The organism is Staphylococcus equorum (genome assembly GCF_029024965.1).
Taxonomy (GTDB): domain Bacteria; phylum Bacillota; class Bacilli; order Staphylococcales; family Staphylococcaceae; genus Staphylococcus; species Staphylococcus equorum.
In genome coordinates this window covers 977,125-996,437 of record NZ_CP118982.1, presented here as the reverse complement: position 1 = coordinate 996,437, position 19,313 = coordinate 977,125, and the positions used below count along the sequence as shown (strand labels likewise).

At 33.6% G+C, this 19,313-nt stretch carries 20 protein-coding genes; 8 read left to right on the top strand and 12 right to left on the bottom strand.

From position 1 onward, the window contains the following. Positions 1-91 precede the first annotated feature (91 nt). The 7 genes from PYW44_RS04730 to PYW44_RS04700 all read right to left on the bottom strand — a co-directional run bounded on the left by PYW44_RS04730 (position 92) and on the right by PYW44_RS04700 (position 6,004). Positions 92-763 (bottom strand): M15 family metallopeptidase, encoded by a 672-nt coding sequence (locus tag PYW44_RS04730; protein WP_064782808.1) that lies wholly within the window; start codon positions 761-763, stop codon positions 92-94. Between the two features lie 193 nt (positions 764-956). Further along, complete coding sequence (locus PYW44_RS04725) at positions 957-1,259, bottom strand: YerC/YecD family TrpR-related protein (protein ID WP_002507183.1); 303 nt, start codon at positions 1,257-1,259, stop codon at positions 957-959. A gap of 96 nt (positions 1,260-1,355) precedes the next feature. Beyond that, complete coding sequence (gene purB / locus PYW44_RS04720) at positions 1,356-2,651, bottom strand: adenylosuccinate lyase (protein WP_002507182.1); 1,296 nt, start codon at positions 2,649-2,651, stop codon at positions 1,356-1,358. Positions 2,652-2,876: 225 nt separating this feature from the next. Continuing rightward, positions 2,877-3,062 (bottom strand): NETI motif-containing protein, encoded by a 186-nt coding sequence (locus PYW44_RS04715; protein ID WP_002507181.1) that lies wholly within the window; start codon positions 3,060-3,062, stop codon positions 2,877-2,879. After that, complete coding sequence (locus tag PYW44_RS04710) at positions 3,059-3,637, bottom strand: DUF2179 domain-containing protein (RefSeq protein ID WP_002507180.1); 579 nt, start codon at positions 3,635-3,637, stop codon at positions 3,059-3,061. The genes PYW44_RS04715 and PYW44_RS04710 overlap by 4 nt, the downstream gene beginning before the upstream one ends. Positions 3,638-3,723: 86 nt before the next feature. Next, positions 3,724-4,545 (bottom strand): NAD(+) synthase, encoded by an 822-nt coding sequence (gene nadE, locus PYW44_RS04705; protein WP_021339827.1) that lies wholly within the window; start codon positions 4,543-4,545, stop codon positions 3,724-3,726. Beyond that, on the bottom strand, positions 4,538-6,004 hold the full coding sequence (locus PYW44_RS04700; protein WP_002507178.1) for a nicotinate phosphoribosyltransferase: 1,467 nt from the start codon (positions 6,002-6,004) through the stop codon (positions 4,538-4,540). Before PYW44_RS04700 ends, nadE begins: the two co-directional genes overlap by 8 nt. A gap of 229 nt (positions 6,005-6,233) precedes the next feature. Between PYW44_RS04700 and PYW44_RS04695 the strand changes: the two genes are divergently transcribed. Both PYW44_RS04695 and PYW44_RS04690 read left to right on the top strand, forming a co-directional pair. Then, positions 6,234-7,298, top strand: a complete 1,065-nt coding sequence (locus tag PYW44_RS04695; RefSeq protein ID WP_021339828.1) for a nitric oxide synthase oxygenase — start codon at positions 6,234-6,236, stop codon at positions 7,296-7,298. 40 nt (positions 7,299-7,338) lie between these two features. Beyond that, positions 7,339-8,151: a prephenate dehydratase gene (locus PYW44_RS04690; RefSeq protein ID WP_002507176.1), complete on the top strand. Its 813-nt coding sequence runs from the start codon at positions 7,339-7,341 to the stop codon at positions 8,149-8,151. 85 nt (positions 8,152-8,236) lie between these two features. Here the strand turns inward: PYW44_RS04690 and PYW44_RS04685 are convergent, their stop codons facing one another. Together PYW44_RS04685 and PYW44_RS04680 are read right to left on the bottom strand one after the other, a co-directional pair. Continuing rightward, complete coding sequence (locus tag PYW44_RS04685; protein WP_021339829.1) at positions 8,237-9,796, bottom strand: SLC13 family permease; 1,560 nt, start codon at positions 9,794-9,796, stop codon at positions 8,237-8,239. A gap of 162 nt (positions 9,797-9,958) precedes the next feature. Next, positions 9,959-11,017: a glycosyl hydrolase family 28-related protein gene (locus tag PYW44_RS04680; protein ID WP_021339830.1), complete on the bottom strand. Its 1,059-nt coding sequence runs from the start codon at positions 11,015-11,017 to the stop codon at positions 9,959-9,961. A gap of 137 nt (positions 11,018-11,154) precedes the next feature. Here PYW44_RS04680 and PYW44_RS04675 point away from each other — a divergent pair, with 137 nt between their 5' ends. The 3 genes from PYW44_RS04675 to PYW44_RS04665 all read left to right on the top strand — a co-directional run bounded on the left by PYW44_RS04675 (position 11,155) and on the right by PYW44_RS04665 (position 14,213). Beyond that, complete coding sequence (locus PYW44_RS04675) at positions 11,155-11,706, top strand: cysteine hydrolase family protein (protein WP_021339831.1); 552 nt, start codon at positions 11,155-11,157, stop codon at positions 11,704-11,706. A gap of 55 nt (positions 11,707-11,761) precedes the next feature. Next, positions 11,762-12,697, top strand: coding sequence for a manganese-dependent inorganic pyrophosphatase (locus PYW44_RS04670; RefSeq protein ID WP_021339832.1), 936 nt, complete (start codon positions 11,762-11,764; stop codon positions 12,695-12,697). Between the two features lie 136 nt (positions 12,698-12,833). After that, on the top strand, positions 12,834-14,213 hold the full coding sequence (locus PYW44_RS04665) for an aldehyde dehydrogenase (protein ID WP_002507171.1): 1,380 nt from the start codon (positions 12,834-12,836) through the stop codon (positions 14,211-14,213). A 66-nt stretch (positions 14,214-14,279) separates the two neighbouring features. On the opposite strand, the gene pglS is transcribed toward PYW44_RS04665, so the two are convergent. Continuing rightward, positions 14,280-15,317: a 6-phosphogluconolactonase gene (gene pglS / locus PYW44_RS04660; RefSeq protein ID WP_021339833.1), complete on the bottom strand. Its 1,038-nt coding sequence runs from the start codon at positions 15,315-15,317 to the stop codon at positions 14,280-14,282. Positions 15,318-15,493: 176 nt separating this feature from the next. Here pglS and PYW44_RS04655 point away from each other — a divergent pair, with 176 nt between their 5' ends. Then, positions 15,494-15,904: a YolD-like family protein gene (locus PYW44_RS04655; protein WP_002507169.1), complete on the top strand. Its 411-nt coding sequence runs from the start codon at positions 15,494-15,496 to the stop codon at positions 15,902-15,904. 624 nt (positions 15,905-16,528) lie between these two features. On the opposite strand, the gene PYW44_RS04650 is transcribed toward PYW44_RS04655, so the two are convergent. Further along, complete coding sequence (locus tag PYW44_RS04650; protein ID WP_002507168.1) at positions 16,529-16,699, bottom strand: hypothetical protein; 171 nt, start codon at positions 16,697-16,699, stop codon at positions 16,529-16,531. Between the two features lie 494 nt (positions 16,700-17,193). On the opposite strand from PYW44_RS04650, the gene PYW44_RS04645 reads away from it, so the two are divergent. Then, positions 17,194-18,234: a C45 family autoproteolytic acyltransferase/hydrolase gene (locus PYW44_RS04645; RefSeq protein ID WP_021339984.1), complete on the top strand. Its 1,041-nt coding sequence runs from the start codon at positions 17,194-17,196 to the stop codon at positions 18,232-18,234. Between the two features lie 307 nt (positions 18,235-18,541). Then, complete coding sequence (locus PYW44_RS04640; protein ID WP_021339983.1) at positions 18,542-18,712, top strand: tyrosine-type recombinase/integrase; 171 nt, start codon at positions 18,542-18,544, stop codon at positions 18,710-18,712. Positions 18,713-18,999: 287 nt separating this feature from the next. Here the strand turns inward: PYW44_RS04640 and PYW44_RS04635 are convergent, their stop codons facing one another. Beyond that, positions 19,000-19,107 (bottom strand): putative holin-like toxin, encoded by a 108-nt coding sequence (locus tag PYW44_RS04635; RefSeq protein ID WP_002511402.1) that lies wholly within the window; start codon positions 19,105-19,107, stop codon positions 19,000-19,002. Positions 19,108-19,313: the final 206 nt, after the last annotated feature.

The window sequence follows — 19,313 nt, the reverse complement described above, 5'->3', positions numbered from 1 at the left end:
AGTCTGTGAGTTCTAAAATGATGTCGAAAAAAACCACCCCAATATTTCTGAGATGATTTTTATAATTTAGTTTCCTTTTTACGGTAATTATTTAATTTAACTGGTAATAACTTTCTAAATTTGTATCTTGGTTGTCTATAATTCCAGCTAATTCAGGTCCTACATATCGCAAATGCCATGCTTCATATGCATAGCCAGTGTGCTTTGATTGCCCTTTAGGATACCTAATAATAAATCCATATTTAGAAGCGTTTTGAGCTAACCAGTGTGCTTCTTTTGTATGTTCAAAATCTTCGTGGAAATTTTCGAGTGACCTTTGCGTGCCTACATCGAATGCTAATCCTGTTTGATGTTCTGAATGTCCTGGTTTAGCAGTATATTGTTTCGCGACTTTTTTTCCATCATTTTCAAGATATGATTTCACTACTTTTTGTTGATCTTTATAACTTCTATAGCCACTAATATATTTTAAATCTAATTCTTTTTGTTCAGCTTTATCTAACATTTCATTTAATTTATGTCTGGCTTTTTTATTTTCACCAGGTTTATAGTATTGCGGTAATTGATATGTTTTGTTAACAATGACATGCCCATTCACTTTCGTCACGCCTTGCCTTTCAACAATAATTGGTAATGCATTTTTAGGTTCGATGATATTTGAATGCATAGGTTGTTGATGATTAGAAGCTATAATAAGCAACATTCGTATGACAATACCGATAAATAATAAAGTCGCAATTACAATTATCCACTTCTTAAACACAGTAATTTCCCCTCCAACATGTGTACATATAATAATATTTTCAAAGAATGCATTTAACAAAGATGTAGTTGATACGTCTCAATTACCATTCTATCACTTTACAAAACATAAAGAAGCTGCCGACAAAGTATTATACTCTATCGACAGCTAGGGTTAACTTAAATAGTTAACCTTACTTCTCATATAAAATTATCTAATCAGCCGTTTCAATATTCATGCGATCTAGAATTACGGTATAAGCATCATTGCCCCATTGCAACGATCTTTTCACACGAGAAATTGTTGCAGTTGATGCACCAGATTCTTGTTCAATTGTCGCATAAGTGAAGCCTTGTTTAATCATTTTTGCGACTTGTAATCGTTGTGACAATGACTGTATTTCATTAACAGTACATAAATCATCAAAGAATTCATAACATTCTTCTCTATTTTCAAGCGTCAAAATCGCATCGAACAATTCATCTAATGCTTTTCCTCTTAATTTTTCTATTTGCATTCAAAACAACCCCTGTATCTTTCAATTTAATCTCAGTTTAACGTACTAATACATTAAAGTGTAACGATTTCCCTTGAAAAATTCAATTATTCCTGATTATTCTAAACCAGCTCTTTCAAAAATAGTGTCAACTTGGTTTAAATGGTGTTTTGGATTGAAACATTCATCTAAGTCTGCTTCAGATAATAATGTTGTAATTGAATTGTCTTGTTCTATTAATGTTCTAAATGGTGTTTTAGTTTCCCAAGACTCCATCGCCTTAGGTTGTACTTTATCATATGCTTCTTCACGTGCCAAACCTTTATTAATTAAAGCTAATAATACACGTTGTGAGTAGATTAAACCAAACGTTTTATCAATATTTCCAAGCATATTATCTTCAAATACTGTAAGTCTATCAACAATATTTGTAAAACGGTTCAAGCCGTAGTCTAATGCAATCGTAACATCTGGGAGCATAATTCGTTCGGCTGAAGAATGAGAAATATCTCGTTCATGCCATAACGGAACGTTTTCATAAGCTGTTGTCACATAACCTCTTATCACACGTGCAATACCTGTAATGTTTTCAGAACCAATTGGATTACGTTTGTGTGGCATTGCTGATGAACCTTTTTGTCCTTTAGCAAATGCTTCTTCTACTTCACGTGTCTCAGTTTTTTGTAAATTACGTATTTCCACGGCAAATTTTTCCATTGAAGTACTGATAAGTGCAAGTGTCGCAATATAATAAGCATGACGATCACGTTGTAGCGTTTGTGTTGATACTGGAGCTGCACCCAGGCCTAAATTTTCACACACATGTGCTTCTATTTCAGGTGGTATGTTAGCAAAAGTCCCTACTGCACCACTCATTTTTCCAACTTCAATTTCTTCTCTTACGCGTTTAAAACGTTCTAAATTACGTTGCATTTCTGTATACCAAAGCGCCATTTTGACACCAAACGTTGTTGGTTCAGCATGCACACCGTGTGTACGACCCATCATTAATGTATATTTGTAATCTTTTGCTTTTTTCGCTAATACTTCAATAAATCTTTCTAAATCTTTTTCAATAATGTCGTTTGCCTGTTTAATCACATAACTTAACGCAGTATCTACTACATCAGTTGAAGTTAAACCATAATGAACCCACTTACGTTCTTCACCAAGTGTTTCAGAAACTTGTCTAGTAAATGCGACTACATCATGACGCGTTTCTTGTTCGATTTCCTGTGCACGTTCAACATCAACCTTGGCGTTTTCACGTATTTTTTTGACGTCTGCCTCAGGTATATCCCCTAGTTTACTCCAAGCTTCACAAGCAAGTATCTCTACTTCCAACCAAGCTTCATAGCGATTTTGATCAGTCCAAATATTAGACATTTCTTCTCTAGAATAGCGTTCAATCATTGAAATTAGCTCCTATCTTACATAAGTTTTAGTTCACAAACCTCAAAACATGCACATTTAAGTTCATTTTCACTTTAAAGTTCGTGTTTATTCTTTTCAATACTAGTTTAACAGAATTACTTTGAAATGTATAAGCCTTTTAAGCCTACTATAGAAATTATTTAGAATCAAAATATTAAAAAAAGAGCCCGAAACATAAATACATGTATCAGGCTCCCATATTTATCATTCTTGTAATTTGCCTACGAACTCAATTTCTTGTTTAAGTACCTCTACGCTGCCGTCTTTATTTTCTTTGTAAACAGGCTTTTCAAAACGTTTAACTGGTGTATAGCCAGCTTCACGCATGCGACCCAAACAATCTTGAATTGACTCGTGTTCTTCGACTTTGAATTTTTGTTGTTTTTTCATATGCTTTCAACTTCATCCGTATCATATTGTTTAAGTTTTTTACTTTTAACACCTTTCGCCCAGAACCCTCCATGAATTGTACGCGGTTCATATGCGACCATAAATGCTTTTGCATCAATTTGTTTAATCGTCTCAATTAATTTAGCTTCAAAACGTCTCGGTGTAAGTATTTGTAAAATCAAGCGTTTGCCATCTCGGCCGTATGCAGTATTATGTGTCACACCATACCCTAAATCTCTTAATTGTCTTGGTAAGTCTAACTCATACTCAGATGAAGTTACATTGACTACTGTATAACCAAGTGCTAGTTTTTCTTCAATCTTCATACCAACAATAATACCTATTGAAAAACCAAAGGCGTATGCAAGTACATTTTGAATTTGATCCAAACTAGACATTACCATACCTAAACCAATAACATATACAAGGACTTCCAAGAAGCTCACGATTGCAGCAACATAGCGATAACCTTTAAGGGTTAATATCGTTCTCATCGTTAAGCATGTTACATAAGCAACGTTGATTATAAAAATGGCTAAAACCATTAACCATGGCGTAGATGTTATCACTGACATGTCCATTTTCCTTTCTGTTACATTAAATTCAAGTAATTCTATCAGTAAGTTTATATTTTGTCACTAAAAACTTACGGTTATAGCAGTTAATTTTTAGGCCATGTGTGTCTTGTATAAGCTAATTCTCTTTTATGTGCACTCTTAATATAATGACGCTCAATAACTTCTTGTGCATCATCTGGTACTGATTTGCCTTCCAAATAATCATCTATGTGATCATAACTCACACCTAGTGCCTCTTCATCTGGTAATTGTGGCTTGTCTTCTTCTAAATCTGCAGTAGGCACCTTTTCATATAAGTGCTTCGGCGCTTCTAAATACTTTAATAATTGTCTACCTTGGCGTTTGTTCAAACCAAATAGCGGTGCAATATCAGCAGCACCATCACCATATTTCGTATAAAAACCCGTTACACTTTCAGCCGAATGATCCGTACCGATTACTATACCTTGTTTATTTGCAGCAATTGAGAATTGTACTTTCATACGTTCACGTGCTTTTTCATTTCCTTTTTGAAAATCAGTAAGTGAAATACCAGCATCTTTTAGTGATTGCACACTCTGATCTACAGCTGATTTAATATTAATCGTTACTACTGCGTCCGGTTGGATGAACTTCAATGCATCTTCCACTTCGGCTGCATCTTTTTGTTCACCATATGGTAATTTAACAGCAATGAATTGGCAATGAATTTTTTCTTCTTTTAACTCATTAACTGCAGTTTGACACAGTTTACCAGCTAAAGTGGAATCTTGGCCACCTGAAATACCTAACACTAAAGATTGGATAAAAGAGTGAGATTGTACATAGCTTTTAATAAATTGAATTATGCTACGCGCTTCTTGTTCACTGTCAATCATTGGTTGGACATTCATTTCTTTAACAATGATTTCTTGTAAATTACTCATTTTCTTCCATCTCCTTTACATGTTCTGCGACTTCAAATATACGTTTATGTTTATTTTCCCAACATGCTGTACTTAAATCTACAGGGTATTCTTGTGGGTTAAGATGACGCTTATTTTCATCCCATAAATAGGTAAGATTTTCTTTCAAATAAGTTTGTGCTTCTTGTTCACTTGGTAAATCATATACTAATTTACCGTCTTTATAAATATCATGATGCAAATCTTTCGCTATAAATGATTTTATAAATTTCATCTTGTAGGTATGGACAGGATGAAAAAGTTTAAGCGGCGTCGTTTCATACGGATCTTCGTGATCCAATGTAATGTAGTCTCCTTCAGCTTTGTTCGTTTTTTTATTAATGATACGGTATACCTTTTTCTTGCCTGGCGTCGTTACTTTTTCTGCATTATTTGAGAGTTTAATACGATCAACATATGCGCCAGAACTATCTTCAACAGCAACGAGCTTATAAACTGCACCAAGTGCTGGTTGGTCATAGCCTGTAATTAATTTAGTACCTACACCCCATGAATCAACTCTTGCACCTTGTGATTTCAAACTCGTGATTGTCTGTTCATCTAAATCGTTTGAAGCAATAATTTTGGCATCTGTAAATCCAGCTTCATCTAACATACGTCGCGCTTCTTTAGAAAGGTAAGCAATATCTCCTGAATCTAATCGAATACCTACGAAATTAATTTTGTCCCCTAATTCTTTTGCAACTTTAATTGCTGTCGGAACACCAGATTTTAGCGTATGGAATGTATCTACTAAAAACACACAGTCCTTATGTCGCTCGGCGTATTTTTTAAAAGCAATATATTCATCACCATATGTTTGCACCATTGCATGGGCGTGTGTACCAGATACTGGAATGCCAAATAACTTTCCTGCTCTTACATTACTTGTAGAATTGAAGCCACCAATGTATGATGCTCTGGCTCCCCATAATGCTGCGCCCGCTTCTTGCGCACGGCGTGTACCAAATTCCATTAACATATCATCCAGCGCAACTTGTCGAATACGACTCGCCTTTGTTGTAATCAAAGTATGGAAATTCACTATATTTAATAGCATCGTTTCTATTAATTGAGCTTGTATTAGTGGCGCTTCTACTCTCATTAATGGTTCATTACCAAAACAAAGCTCACCTTCGTGCATTGAGCGAATATTACCAGTAAATTTCAAGTCTTTTAAATAACTCAAGAAATCCTCTTGATAGCCAATAGATTTTAAATATTCTATATCTGATTCTGAAAAATGAAATTGATTTATATATTCAATCACACGCTTTAATCCATTAAAAACCGCATAGCCACTGTCGAATGGCATATTTCTAAAATACAAATCAAAGACTGCTAATCGTTCATGAATACCATCATTCCAATAACTTTCAGCCATATTTATTTGATATAAATCATTATGCAATACTAATGTATCGTCTTCGTATTGGTACACAAAAATCTCTCCAATCAGCTTTTCTATTAGTTTAGCATAAAAGAAACGTTGTTAGCACCTGAAATACCATCCTATTTAATAGCATTCGTACAACATTTTCAGTTTGCTATTGTTCATTATTTTAAATTTTGATAAAAGTGTGACATTACTAACGACAAAGTAGTGACATTTATAGTTTTATAATTATAAATTAACTGTAATCACTTATAATACTAAGTGAGGTGTTTATATGTTAAATGAAGCTAAATCATTTATTAAAACAATGCATAAAGAATTAAGTTACGATGAACATGTTACATTAGATAGAATTAAAGAAATTGAAATTGCTATTCAAACAAATGGCACGTATGAACATACAATTGAAGAACTTACTTATGGTGCTAAATTGGCTTGGAGGAATTCTAATCGTTGTATTGGTCGATTTTTTTGGAATTCATTAACTGTTGCAGACGCAAGAGATATTCAAACTGAAGATGAATTTATAGCTACAATTGAAAATCACATAACAACTGCAACAAATAATGGAAAAATCAAACCTTATATCACTATCTTTTCACAGCATCAACCACCACAAATTTATAATAATCAATTAATCAGATATGCAGGTTATTCAGATCAAGGCGACCCTGCTGAACGAAGTATAACGCAACTCGCTGAACATCTTGGATGGACAGGAGAACATACTCACTTTGATGTCTTACCTTTAATTTATAAAATGCCTGAAGGTAATTTAAAATATCATAGTTATAACCCAGAATTAATTAAGGAAGTTCCTATAACACATGACCGCTATCCAAAGTTAAAACAACTCGGTTTAAAATGGTATGCCGTTCCTATTATATCAAGCATGGATTTAAAAATTGGCGGCATTACATATCCAACAGCACCATTTAACGGTTGGTATATGGTAAATGAGATTGCTGTTCGTAATTTTACAGATAGTTATCGTTATAATTTGCTAGAAAGTGTTGCAGAAGCATTTGAATTTGATACACTTAAGAATAATTCTTTCAATAAAGATCGTGCACTTGTCGAACTAAATGATGCAGTGTATCATTCCTTTAAAAATGAAGGCGTCTCTATTGTTGATCATTTGACTGCTTCTAAGCAGTTTGAACGATTTGAAAAGAATGAAACAAAAGAAGGAAGAGATGTTACTGGTAAATGGTCATGGTTATCACCTTCGTTATCTCCAACATTGGTGGCAAATTATCATCATGGTTATAAAAATGAAATTCGAGAACCTAATTTCTTTTATAAGAAATCAACATCTACGGGTTGTCCATTCCATTAAACACTCTATCCTTACACATATAAACAAGGGGTAACGTCACATGAAACTTTATTATTTAGGCCCAAAAGGGACCTTTTCATACTTAGCAGCAAAACAATATAAATCAGAATCTGAAATGGATTTTGAAGCCAAATCTAACCTGTACGAAGTAGTACAAGCTGTTTCTAACGATGATAACAGTATCGCCGTAGTACCAATTGAGAATTCAATTGAAGGGACGATTAATATTGTCGCAGATGCATTAACACAACAAAATATTTTTGCGCAAGGTGAACTTCATTTAGATATTCAATTCGCGTTGTATGGTTCTCAAGGTGCTACAGTAAATGATATCTCAAAAGTTTATTCTATTGCGCCTGCGATTAGTCAAACGAGTCAGTACATACAAAAGCAAGGGTTCACGTATGACTATGTAGACAGTACAATCAAAAGTTTGGAAAAAATAACTAATCACGTTGGTGCCATTGCACCTTTAGGTAGTGGTGAAGCATACGGCTATTCACCTATTGAGGAAAACATACAAGACTTCCCACATAATGTAACGCGCTTTTTAGTCGTTAGTAACCAACCGAGTAGCATCGAGGATGTAGAGGATGCGAGCGATACATTATTGCTCATCACGCCTCAATTTGATAAACCTGGTTTATTAGCAAGCATATTAAATACTTTTGTTTTATTTAATATTAACTTGTCTTGGATTGAGTCTAGACCTTTAAAAACACAACTCGGAATGTACCACTTTTTTGTACAAGCAGACACACCAATCAATGAAGATTTGGCTAAGGTTATTAAAATTTTAAACACGCTAGACTTCCAAGTCTCAATTATTGGTTCATTTAATAAATTAAGTTAAGTTTATTTTTATATAACTCAATTAAACAAACCAAAAACTCTCCATTTCATTATTTAGAAATGGAGAGTTTTATTTATCTATATTATTATTTAAGTGGCAATGGCTTGGTTACATCTATACCTAATACTGGTGGTACTAGGAAGTAAACAACGAGTACTATAACGATAATACTTAGCATGTTTATCCAAAAGCCGACAGACGCCATTCTTTTAATACTAATACGTCCTGTACCAAATACAATTGCATTCGGTGGCGTACCTACTGGCAACATAAATGCACAGTTCGCCGCCATTGCAGCAGGTGCCATCAGCAATAACGGATGAACGTTTACAGCAACTGATAATGTTGCAAGAATTGGTAATATCATCGTTGCAGTTGCAGTATTAGATGTAATTTCAGTTAAGAACAGTACAAATACGGTAATGACTATTACAATGATTAAAGGACTCACACCTTCTATCAGTTTCAACTGATCGCCAAGCCATGCTGCTAAACCACTTGATGATATCCCTTCCGCTAGCGCTAGGCCCCCACCAAAGAGAATTAATACACCCCATGGTAAATCTTTAGCCACATCCCAATCTATAATACGTTTATGTTGTTCTTTATTTTTAGCAGGAATTAAAAAGAGCAAGACTGCAATAAACATAGCTATAGTTCCATCATCTATTTCTGAAGTATATGTCCAATTTTTCAGTAAAAACTCTCTGCTTATCCATAAGAAACTAGCAAGCATGAACACAGCTTGAACTACTTTCTCTTCATATTTCATCTTGCCTAATTCATCTAATTTTCTTTTAATTAACGCTTTACCACCTGGTAATGCTTTCATATCATGTCTAAAAGCTATATATCGTATGTATGCCCAAACTAAGAATAGTAAAACAATAACCGTTGGTACACCAATAATCATCCATTTAGCAAAACTAATTTCTTCACCAAATGCAGATTGATATTGTCCCTTTAAAATAATCAGAGGCGGTGTCCCAATTAACGTGCCAAGACCACCGATTGTACCGGCATAACCAATTGCTAAAACTATGGATTGCTCAAACTTAGTAATACTTGAATCTTTAATGCCTTTATTTTTTAATTCACTGGCTTCTTTAATAATTGCTAAACCAATCGGAATCATAATCATAACAGCGGCAGTGTTCGACACAAACATGGATAAAAAGGCTGTCGCAATCATAAATCCTAGTAAAATCTTTCCTGTACTTGTCCCTAATGTATTGATAATCGTTAGAGCAACTCGGGTATGTAAATTCCATCTTTCCATGGCAATCGCTAAAATGAAACCGCCTAAGAATAAAAAGATAATATCATTACCATATTGTGATGAAACTTCTTCTGGACTTAATACATGTCCAATTGGCATCAATATTAATGGTAACAAACTCGTTGCTGCAATCGGAATAGCTTCAGTAATCCACCACGTTGCAATCCAAAGTGTTATTGCTAAAACAAATATACCTTTACTTGATAAACCTTCAGGCTGTAAAAATAGTAATGTTAAAACAAATAATAGTGGCCCCAATATTAAGCCTATTAATTGTCCACTGTTATAAGACTTCTTTTCTTTCTTGTTAGAAAAAAACATTAAATATTGTGACCTTCTCATATCCCCTTTGTTCAAATTGTTCATATTCGTCCCCCTCTAAAGTTACTTTTCTGAATATTCATAACATTTCTTAGTTTATAACATAATATAATCTTAATGAAATATCAATGCTAAACCGCTTACAAATACAGCCTTTATAATGTCAATGTAGCATTCTAATCATGTTTAATTAGACTTAACATTATTTTAAATTTTATCATCATAAGATAAAAATAAATTTTTAATGTCTTTCAAATACATTTTAGGCGGCGATTCATCAAACTCATTTTGAGCAATAAAAATATTTTTATGTTTTATATTATTATAACTTTGAATCCGAATTGCATATTTCTCTATCGTTCCAACAAATTTATTTCGATAAATATTTAAATTACACCCTGCTTGAGTTGATCTTTGTTTCCCTTTTAAATCTTTTGCATTTTTACCATCTTTAACTGCTAAAAAACGAACACCACCAGCACAGTTTTTAAAAATATTATGATGAATATACGTATCTTTATATTTTAAAGGTGTTAGTGCATATTGCTTTATCCCTTCAAATGTATTAAAACGAATATGGATATTTTGATAAAATTGATTATAACGACTTGCATGAGAACCAATCGCCCTGTTCCAGGACTGCATCGTAGGCGTATCTGAATTGCCAAAATAACAATTTTCTATTATTACATTTTTTGTAATCGTTCCGTCTGTCGTCCCAAATTTAGGAAACGCACCTGGTACTTGAATATCTAACTGAATTGCTTCTGAAAAAGTTCTTGTCCCATCACTATCATTGAATCCTAAAAATTTACAATTATTTATATATAATCCATTTACCCCACATGCATCCAGTCCATGACCACCTATAATATCTTTAAAGGTCACATCGACAATTTGAATATCTTGGGCATGTCCTATACACATTGCTGTATTATTATAAGGGAAATCATAGCCATTCATATCAAATGTTCCTCCTGCAATATAAATATGGCTGTTGCCGTTATAACCATAGTAAGGTTTAAATCTTCTACCATTTTTTAGTAAGGCATCTTTCCCACATCTTTTAAGAACTGCGCTTTTATCTAGCAATAATGTTGTAGACTCATAAATAACCAGTGACTTGCGTATATGAAACTCACCTTTAGGTACATATATTGTTGTCGAAGGATATTTTTTTGCATAATTCAATGCACGTTGCATTGCTCGTGTATCTGCGCTTTTACTTTTACCTTTTAATCCAAATTCCTTTGCATTAATCATCATAGGACAATCCCTCTCTTTCTCAATACTTTATAATAAACTTAATTAAGGATTTTCAAACGCGTTTGTTGTAGCTTTATTGATTTATCTACTTAGTATATAATACTTATTATCTTTAATATTAGGAGTGTTCACAAATTATGAAAAAAAGTGCACTTATTGTAGTGGATTATTCAAATGATTTTGTTGCAAATAACGGAAAAATGACTTGTGGCATTCCAGGCCAACAAATTGAACATTATATTGTGGAAAGAATTGAAGTATATAATAAAAAACAGCAGAACATTTTCTTTATGATGGATTTACATTTTGAAGAAAATAGTTATCATCCTGAGAACAAGCTCTTCCCTCCTCACAATATTCTAGGAACATCTGGGAGAGAGCTTTACGGCAAAGTAAATGATATCTATCAAAATATATTATTTAATGATCACATACATTTTTTAGATAAAACACGTTATGATGCTTTTTGCGGTACTTCGTTAGATATTTTGCTTCGGGAAAGAAATGTAACACATTTAGAAATTGTTGGTGTATGTACTGACATTTGTGTATTACATACAGCGATTACTGCCTATAATTTAGGTTATTCTATCAGTATTTCACATAAAGGCGTTGCTTCATTTAATTCAACAGGTCATGATTGGGCTTTAGATCATTTTAAAAATTCCTTAGGTGCTGAAGTAGAATAACTATGCAAACTCATGATAAAATAATATTAACTATATAAATAAGGAGAATTTAGATATGGCAAAAACTTATATTTTCGGACATAAAAATCCAGATACAGATGCTATTGCATCTGCCATCATCATGGCAGATTTTGAACAACAAACAGGTAATTCGGAGGCTGCGTCTTACCGTTTAGGCGAAATAGGTCCTGAAACGCAATTTGCTTTAGATCATTTCAAAGTAGAAGCGCCAGAATTACTTAACGATAATCTAGCTGATCAAAATGTTATTTTAGTTGACCATAATGAATTCCAACAAAGCGCAGATTCAATTGCTGACGCTACAATTCAACATGTTGTAGATCACCATAGAATTTCTAATTTTGAAACTGCAGCACCTTTATATTACCGTGCTGAACCAGTTGGTTGTACAGCAACAATTTTATACAAAATGTATAAAGAACGCGGTTTTGAAATTAAACCTGAAATTGCTGGCTTAATGATTTCTGCAATTATCTCAGATAGTTTATTATTCAAATCACCTACATGTACTGAAGAAGATGTGCAAGCTGCAGAAGCATTGAAAGCGATCGCCAATGTTGACTTAGAATCTTACGGTTTAGATATGTTAAAAGCAGGTGCGTCTACAACAGACAAATCAATTTCAGATATCTTATCTATGGATGCAAAATCTTTCAACATGGGAGATTATTCAACTCATATTGGACAAGTTAATACTGTGGATATTGATGAAGTCTTTGCACGTCAAGAAGAATTAACAAAAGCTATGTTAGAAACAAGTGCAAATGAAAAATATGATTTATTTGTGTTAGTCGTGACTGACATCATTAATAGTGATTCTAAAATTTTAGTAGTAGGACCTGAAACAGACAAAGTAGGTAAAGCTTTCAATGTTGAACTTGAAAACAATACTGCATTCTTACCTGGAGTAGTTTCTCGTAAAAAACAAGTTGTACCTCAAATTACAGAAGCTTTAAACGAAGTCGTTTAATAGTATATGATAAACACTGAGTGGACAAAGAAACTAAACACCTAGCCGCTCAGTATTCTGGAACATAGTAAATATGTTCCAGTTTTTTATCCATTTGCATAAGCATAGCGACATCTCATACTAGGAGGAATATCATTTGAATTCAATAGAGCAAACTTTCCATAATAGTAAACAATATTTTAATACTCACGAAACCAAAGATCTTAAGTTTAGAAAAAAACAACTCAAACTCTTGGGTAAAAGTATTAAAAATCATGAAAATGAATTACTCGACGCACTTCAAAAAGATTTAGGAAAAAACAAAGTGGAAGCTTATGCAACCGAGATTGGATTCACTTTAAAAAGCATTAAGTCAGCACGCAAAGAACTTAAAAATTGGGCGAAAAGAAAACAAGTTAACACGCCCCTTTATTTATTCCCTACTAAAAGTTATATCATGAAAGAGCCTTATGGTACGGTCTTAATTATCGGGCCTTTTAATTACCCTTTCCAATTACTCATTGAACCATTAATTGGTGCAATAGCAGCGGGAAATACAGCTATACTTAAACCATCAGAATTCACACCACACGTTGCAGATATAGTACAGCAAATTATTGAAGATGTATTCAACCCTGAATATATTAGTGTATGTCAAGGCGACGCAGAAACTACACAATCGCTCATACACCTACCTTTTGATTATGTCTTTTTCACTGGCAGCGAAAAAGTAGGACGTATTGTCTATCGTGCAGCTAGCGAAAACTTAACGCCTGTCACTTTAGAATTAGGGGGTAAATCTCCTGCGATTGTAGATGAATCAGCAAATATCAAAGTAGCAAGCGAACGCATTTGTTTCGGAAAATTTACGAACGCTGGTCAAACTTGTGTGTCACCAGACTATATTTTAGTTAACCGAAAAGTCAAAAGCCAACTCATCGCGGCACTCAAAAATACCATCACTGAATTTTACGGTAAATCTATACAAGATAGTCCAGATTTCGGTCGTATCATTAATCAAAAACATTTCGACCGTTTAGACCATTTATTAAATGTTCATAAAACAGAAATTGCATTTGGCGGTCAATCTGATGCAGATGATAAATACATCGCTCCAACCATTTTAGATGGTATTACTTTCGATGCTAAAATAATGGAAGATGAGATTTTCGGCCCTATTTTACCAATCATTCCTTATGATGACTTTGATGAAGCAATTGATTTAATACGCACTAAACCTAAGCCACTCAGCTTATATTTATTTAGCGAAGATGAAAATGCAACAGAACGTGTACTTCATGAAATTTCATTTGGTGGTGGCGCGATTAATGATACGTTGATGCACCTCGCAAACCCAAACTTACCTTTTGGTGGTGTCGGTGCCTCGGGTATAGGACAATATCATGGTAAATATAGTTTTGATACGTTTAGTCATGATAAATCTTATGTATTTAAATCTACAAGACTTGAATCAAGCCTTATATTCCCACCATATAAAGGGAAATTTAAATACATCAAAACATTTTTCAACAAATAGAAAATAACCTAGTATGGCAGTGTATTATCCATACTAGGTTATTTTTTTAATTATTTTCAATTGTCTTTATTTTAAAAATTGTACACAAACGCCTTCTGGTGCTGATTCGTGATGATCGACTTTTTCTAATTCTCCCGTAATTTTATCACGTTTGAAAACCGTCAATGTATAGTCACCTTCTTGATGTGCACAAACTAAGAAATCGTCTGAGTCAGTAATGTTGAAATCACGTGGAAATTCGCCACCACTTGATACAATATCAACGAATGAAATCGTTGAACCATCATCACTTACTTTAAAAATGGCAATACTATCGTGCCCTCTATTCGTGATGTATAAGAATTTTTGATCGTGTGACTGTCTTACTGCCGCTAATTTTGTATCACCTTCAAAATTTTCTGGAATTGTTGAATGTCGTTGGACTTCTGTGAATTTTCCGTCTTCATATTTTACTGTACTTACGACATTTGATAACTCATGGACAACATAAGCAAACTTCCCATTTTCATGAAAAGTAATATGTCTTGGTCCATCCCCTGGTTCAAAATCACTCACTGCATGTTCACTAAAACCATGATCATTAAATTCGTATGTTACTATTTTATCTGTACCTAAATCGATTGCAACAACATATTTTTCATCTGGTGTTGTACTAATAAAATGCACATGTGGCTGATCTTGTCTTTCGTGTGGCCCAGTTGGATAATTGTGCTCTAACTCTTGAATCAAACGTATGATTTCACCTGTTTCAGGATTCGCTTCATATAAGCGCGCTAATCCAGCACCGTAAACAGACTCAAAAACAAACTTTCCGTCTGGTGATACATCTACATAACAGCCGCTACCTTTTGTAGAAGCAAGACATTTATTTATTAATTTGAGTTTACCATCTTCTTCTATTTTAAGACTAGCAACACCGCAATTATCTCCTTCACGTGTTACAGCATATAAAAATGAATTATGTTGATTTACATAAGTGGATGCTTCTAATTCATATCCTGTTTCAACTTCTGTTACACTTCCAGTTTGTTCATCTAATTCAAAACGATAAACGCCTTTGCCCTCTTTTTTCGTATACGTACCAATATAACCTGTTGTCGTCATGTAAACCCCTCCATATTATTGTAGTTTCATTTTAATAAATATCTATACTAAATGACAATATAATGATTATTATCAATTTCTATCACATTAAGATTCATGCTTTATTAACTTGAAATAAAGAAAAACTTCTTGCAATAACACGAACATATGTTCTATTATTGTGTTGAGGTGATTTTATGATTCCGAAAAAATATCAAAATGAAAATGACTATAGAAATATACCAAGAGAATTTCTTAATGCCAATATCCCGCAAGGTCGTGGCATGGTTAAATGGGCGCCATTTGCAACTTTGCCAGAACAATTCGAAACAATTCAACAATATTTAGTAGATCAAAATAAAATTGACCGTCCTATATTATCAGACGATCAATTAAATGACTTAAATTTACATCTTCATCAAGCGTTACATACAGATTCCTATATTCACATCGAATACTATAAAGCAGGATGGTTGGAAACGACTCATATAAAAATTAAAAATATAGATATGACTCATATGTTTTTAGAAGGTTACCTAATCCATACACAGGAAACAATTAAACTTTCATTATTTGATATAACTAGAATAACTCAAGACAATAGTTAACTGCTTTTCTATACTTGAAGAACGGGATTTATGTTCGCAGTCTTTCCGACTGCATTAGCCACCGTAACAACTTCGTTGAACGGGATTTATGTTCGCAGTCTTTCCGACTGCATTAGCCACCGTAACAACTTCGTTGAACGGATCTATGTTCGCAGTCTTTCCGACTGCATTAGCCACCGTAACAACTTCGTTGAACGGATCTATGTTCGCAGTCTTTCCGACTGCATTAGCCACCGTAACAACTTCGTTGAACGGGATTTATGTTCGCAGTCTTTCCGACTGCATAAGCCACCGTAACAACTTCGTTGAACGGATTTATGTTCGCAGTCTTTCCGACTGCATTAGCCACCGTAACAACTTCGTTGAACGGGATTTATGTTCGCAGTCTTTCCGACTGCATAAGCCACCGTAACAACTTCGTTGAACGGATCTATGTTCGCAGTCTTTCCGACTGCATAAGCCACCGTAACAACTTCGTTGAACGGATCTATGTTCGCAGTCTTTCCGACTGCATAAGCCACCGTAACAACTTCGTTGAACGGTGGCTAAAAAAAAATACTGCCAACAGAAGCCCTAAGACTTTGTCGACAGTATGAGAACACTCTAAAGTGCTCTATCAATAACTTAATTATTCGTTTCAATATCTGAAACTATTTCTTTTGTTTTACTTTCAATATCTTCGAAATCTTTTTTAAAGATATAAGCGAAAACTACTGCACCAACACCTGCTGCTATTGACACAGTAAGAATTGTACCTAATACAAATTTAAATAAACCTTTAATAAAATTACACATTCTGATTCACCTCAATAAATTATTAACATATCTATCAATAATGATAGCATACTTGAAAGCATCAATAAATATATACCCACTTTCCATTACTTTAATCTAAATATTAAAAAGTGAATTTATGATATTATTGGAGTAATGCAAAATCAATAATTTTTAGTCAATATGTCTTATTTATTTTAACATTTTCTTCTCATCAGAATAAAGATAGATGTTATATTTATTACCAATATATGTAAAAAAGGGCTAATATCGTTAAATATTAGCCAATTCAATGTTAGTTATTCTCATCTTATTGACCCCACCAAGTGGAGACTGCATCTTTGAAAGCATCATAATAATTTGACATAATAATCACCTCATTGAATTTGTCTATCTGAATCGTCCCTTGATGTTAATTTAAGCATAACTACTGGTCATACGTAATGCAATTAACAGAGCGTTACAATGAAGTTACATTTTTGTAAGATTACACACATAAATAGGAGTTTTAAACTATGCAATCAGTAAAATCAGACATCTTAACACATCGAGGTTCACACTTTGATTTAGGTGTACAAACAGCACAGTGGATGCAGCAAACACCCTTACTTAAAAATAGAGAGAAAGAATGGAAAAAACGTATGCCCCGCTTTGATATCCATATCAAAGAAACATATGACATTTTCCAAACGTACGCACCGCAAATTTGGGAAGAAATTAGAGGTATGCAAGAAGTACTTAATTTGCCTACTCGTCAAATGATTCTTAACTTTGCGCACTATCGATTCACACCGTTGAAAAACAGTGGCTGTACGGTCTTTTTAGGTCAAGATTATATGGTTCGAAACTATGATTACCACCCTGCAACTTATGATGGTCGTTACTTATTGTTCCAACCTACTGATGGCGGATTAGCACAAATAGGTCCTACATCACGTGTAACCGGGAGAATGGACGGAATGAATGAATCTGGTCTATCCATGGGCTACAATTTCATGCACAGAAAGCACCCAGGTGATGGCTTCGTCTGCTATATGGTCGGCAGGCTTATATTACAATATTGTAAAGATGTACCTGAAGCCATACAATTACTAAAAGAACTTCCACATAGAAGCTCTTTTAGTTACATTGTCATGGATAAACATTTGAATCATGCGATTGTCGAAGTTTCTCCTCGCTCCGTTGATGTTCGTTACGATCGTACTTGTACGAATCATTTCAAATTATTAACACATGAGAATAGAAATTTTACAAAAGAATCTAAAGAGCGTTTAAATCGCCTTCTAAAACAAGCACCTACATCACTAGATAAAATGAGCGCATTTAATTTATTTAATAATCCGGAATATGAAATTTATAGTAAATTATTCAAAAGTTGGTCCGGTACAATTCATACAAGTATGTATGAACCACAATCATTAACAGCACATATCACTTTAGGGGAAAATAAAGCACCTACCATAATAGACTTTGGCAAATGGCTCGATGGCGAATCATTAGATATTACTTCAATTAACGGCCATCTTGACACTGATTTAACCTTTGCCACATATTAATATTTATCATTTTAAATCATCACACTATAAAAAGAGCCAGAAAGTACTTAATTAAAGTGCTTGCATTTATATTTTGTCAAATCCTTTCATTTCAGTATTCTTAGTATGTGTGGATAACTTAAAACCTCATAATATTACGTACAAATTCAATATTAAGGTGGTATATACGTAGTATTCTGATATATAATTTATGCATTGTATCGAATTTATTAACTAAGTTAAATGATAAGCATCGTCAAATGAATCATTTGCTTTTGAGAACAGGCAATATAAAATAACGCCTCTATAAGAATGGGTTAGATTTAAAATGGTACAAGGTATAATGGAAGCGCCAGTAAAATTAGTACAACAGGTACTTGGACACATAAATATAACAACCACATTAAATATCTATACTCATGTAACTGAAAAAATGGAATTTGATGCGTTATCAAATTTAGATAGTTATATTGAATCATTTGATCCTTTATTATTATGATTAATGAGTAGTTAGATTGTGGTATATTGTAATGATTTTCAAATCAACAAATGCTATATACTTTCAATATCAAGGGATACAGCTATTTTTACAACCACATTGTTTTCCTTCTAACAATAATAATACGACATAAAAATTTGATAATATTTTTATGTTGTGGTAATTTATATATAGAAAAAGGGCAACACACCATAAGTGTATCGCCCTAATGAGCCCGTTAAAAAGACGGTGGCTGGAATTTAATAATGATTAAATAATCATCTCATCCTCGCCAAAGTTAGAGATGGTTATTTTTTATGGCTTAATTTAACAATTGCAACCACTAAACCTAATAAGGTAACGATGAAAGTACCGAAACCTAACATTAAGTGTAGTGCTTCTACAATTGGAACCACACAAGGCGTCTCCTTTCTAAAGATTTTGTCGGTACTTTCATAAGCACCACCTCACTTTATACTAAGATTAGCCACCATCTATCCAACTTTCTCACTTTTTTATTCTAACATATTTTTATATTATTTTATTAGTCATTTACTTTCACCATTTTGCTGTTGGGTAACTTGATTTAGATCGTTCATTATATCTAACATCGACTCGTTAT

Coding starts and splice junctions, on each gene's coding strand:
- PYW44_RS04725 (WP_002507183.1), bottom strand. CDS start 1,259: ATGCAAATAGAAAAATTAAGAGGAAAAGCATTAGATGAATTGTTCGAT.
- purB (WP_002507182.1), bottom strand. CDS start 2,651: ATGATTGAACGCTATTCTAGAGAAGAAATGTCTAATATTTGGACTGAT.
- PYW44_RS04715 (WP_002507181.1), bottom strand. CDS start 3,062: ATGAAAAAACAACAAAAATTCAAAGTCGAAGAACACGAGTCAATTCAA.
- PYW44_RS04710 (WP_002507180.1), bottom strand. CDS start 3,637: ATGTCAGTGATAACATCTACGCCATGGTTAATGGTTTTAGCCATTTTT.
- nadE (WP_021339827.1), bottom strand. CDS start 4,545: ATGAGTAATTTACAAGAAATCATTGTTAAAGAAATGAATGTCCAACCA.
- PYW44_RS04695 (WP_021339828.1), top strand. CDS start 6,234: ATGTTAAATGAAGCTAAATCATTTATTAAAACAATGCATAAAGAATTA.
- PYW44_RS04690 (WP_002507176.1), top strand. CDS start 7,339: ATGAAACTTTATTATTTAGGCCCAAAAGGGACCTTTTCATACTTAGCA.
- PYW44_RS04685 (WP_021339829.1), bottom strand. CDS start 9,796: ATGAACAATTTGAACAAAGGGGATATGAGAAGGTCACAATATTTAATG.
- PYW44_RS04680 (WP_021339830.1), bottom strand. CDS start 11,017: ATGATGATTAATGCAAAGGAATTTGGATTAAAAGGTAAAAGTAAAAGC.
- PYW44_RS04675 (WP_021339831.1), top strand. CDS start 11,155: ATGAAAAAAAGTGCACTTATTGTAGTGGATTATTCAAATGATTTTGTT.
- PYW44_RS04670 (WP_021339832.1), top strand. CDS start 11,762: ATGGCAAAAACTTATATTTTCGGACATAAAAATCCAGATACAGATGCT.
- pglS (WP_021339833.1), bottom strand. CDS start 15,317: ATGACGACAACAGGTTATATTGGTACGTATACGAAAAAAGAGGGCAAA.
- PYW44_RS04655 (WP_002507169.1), top strand. CDS start 15,494: ATGATTCCGAAAAAATATCAAAATGAAAATGACTATAGAAATATACCA.
- PYW44_RS04650 (WP_002507168.1), bottom strand. CDS start 16,699: ATGTGTAATTTTATTAAAGGTTTATTTAAATTTGTATTAGGTACAATT.
- PYW44_RS04645 (WP_021339984.1), top strand. CDS start 17,194: ATGCAATCAGTAAAATCAGACATCTTAACACATCGAGGTTCACACTTT.
- PYW44_RS04640 (WP_021339983.1), top strand. CDS start 18,542: ATGGTACAAGGTATAATGGAAGCGCCAGTAAAATTAGTACAACAGGTA.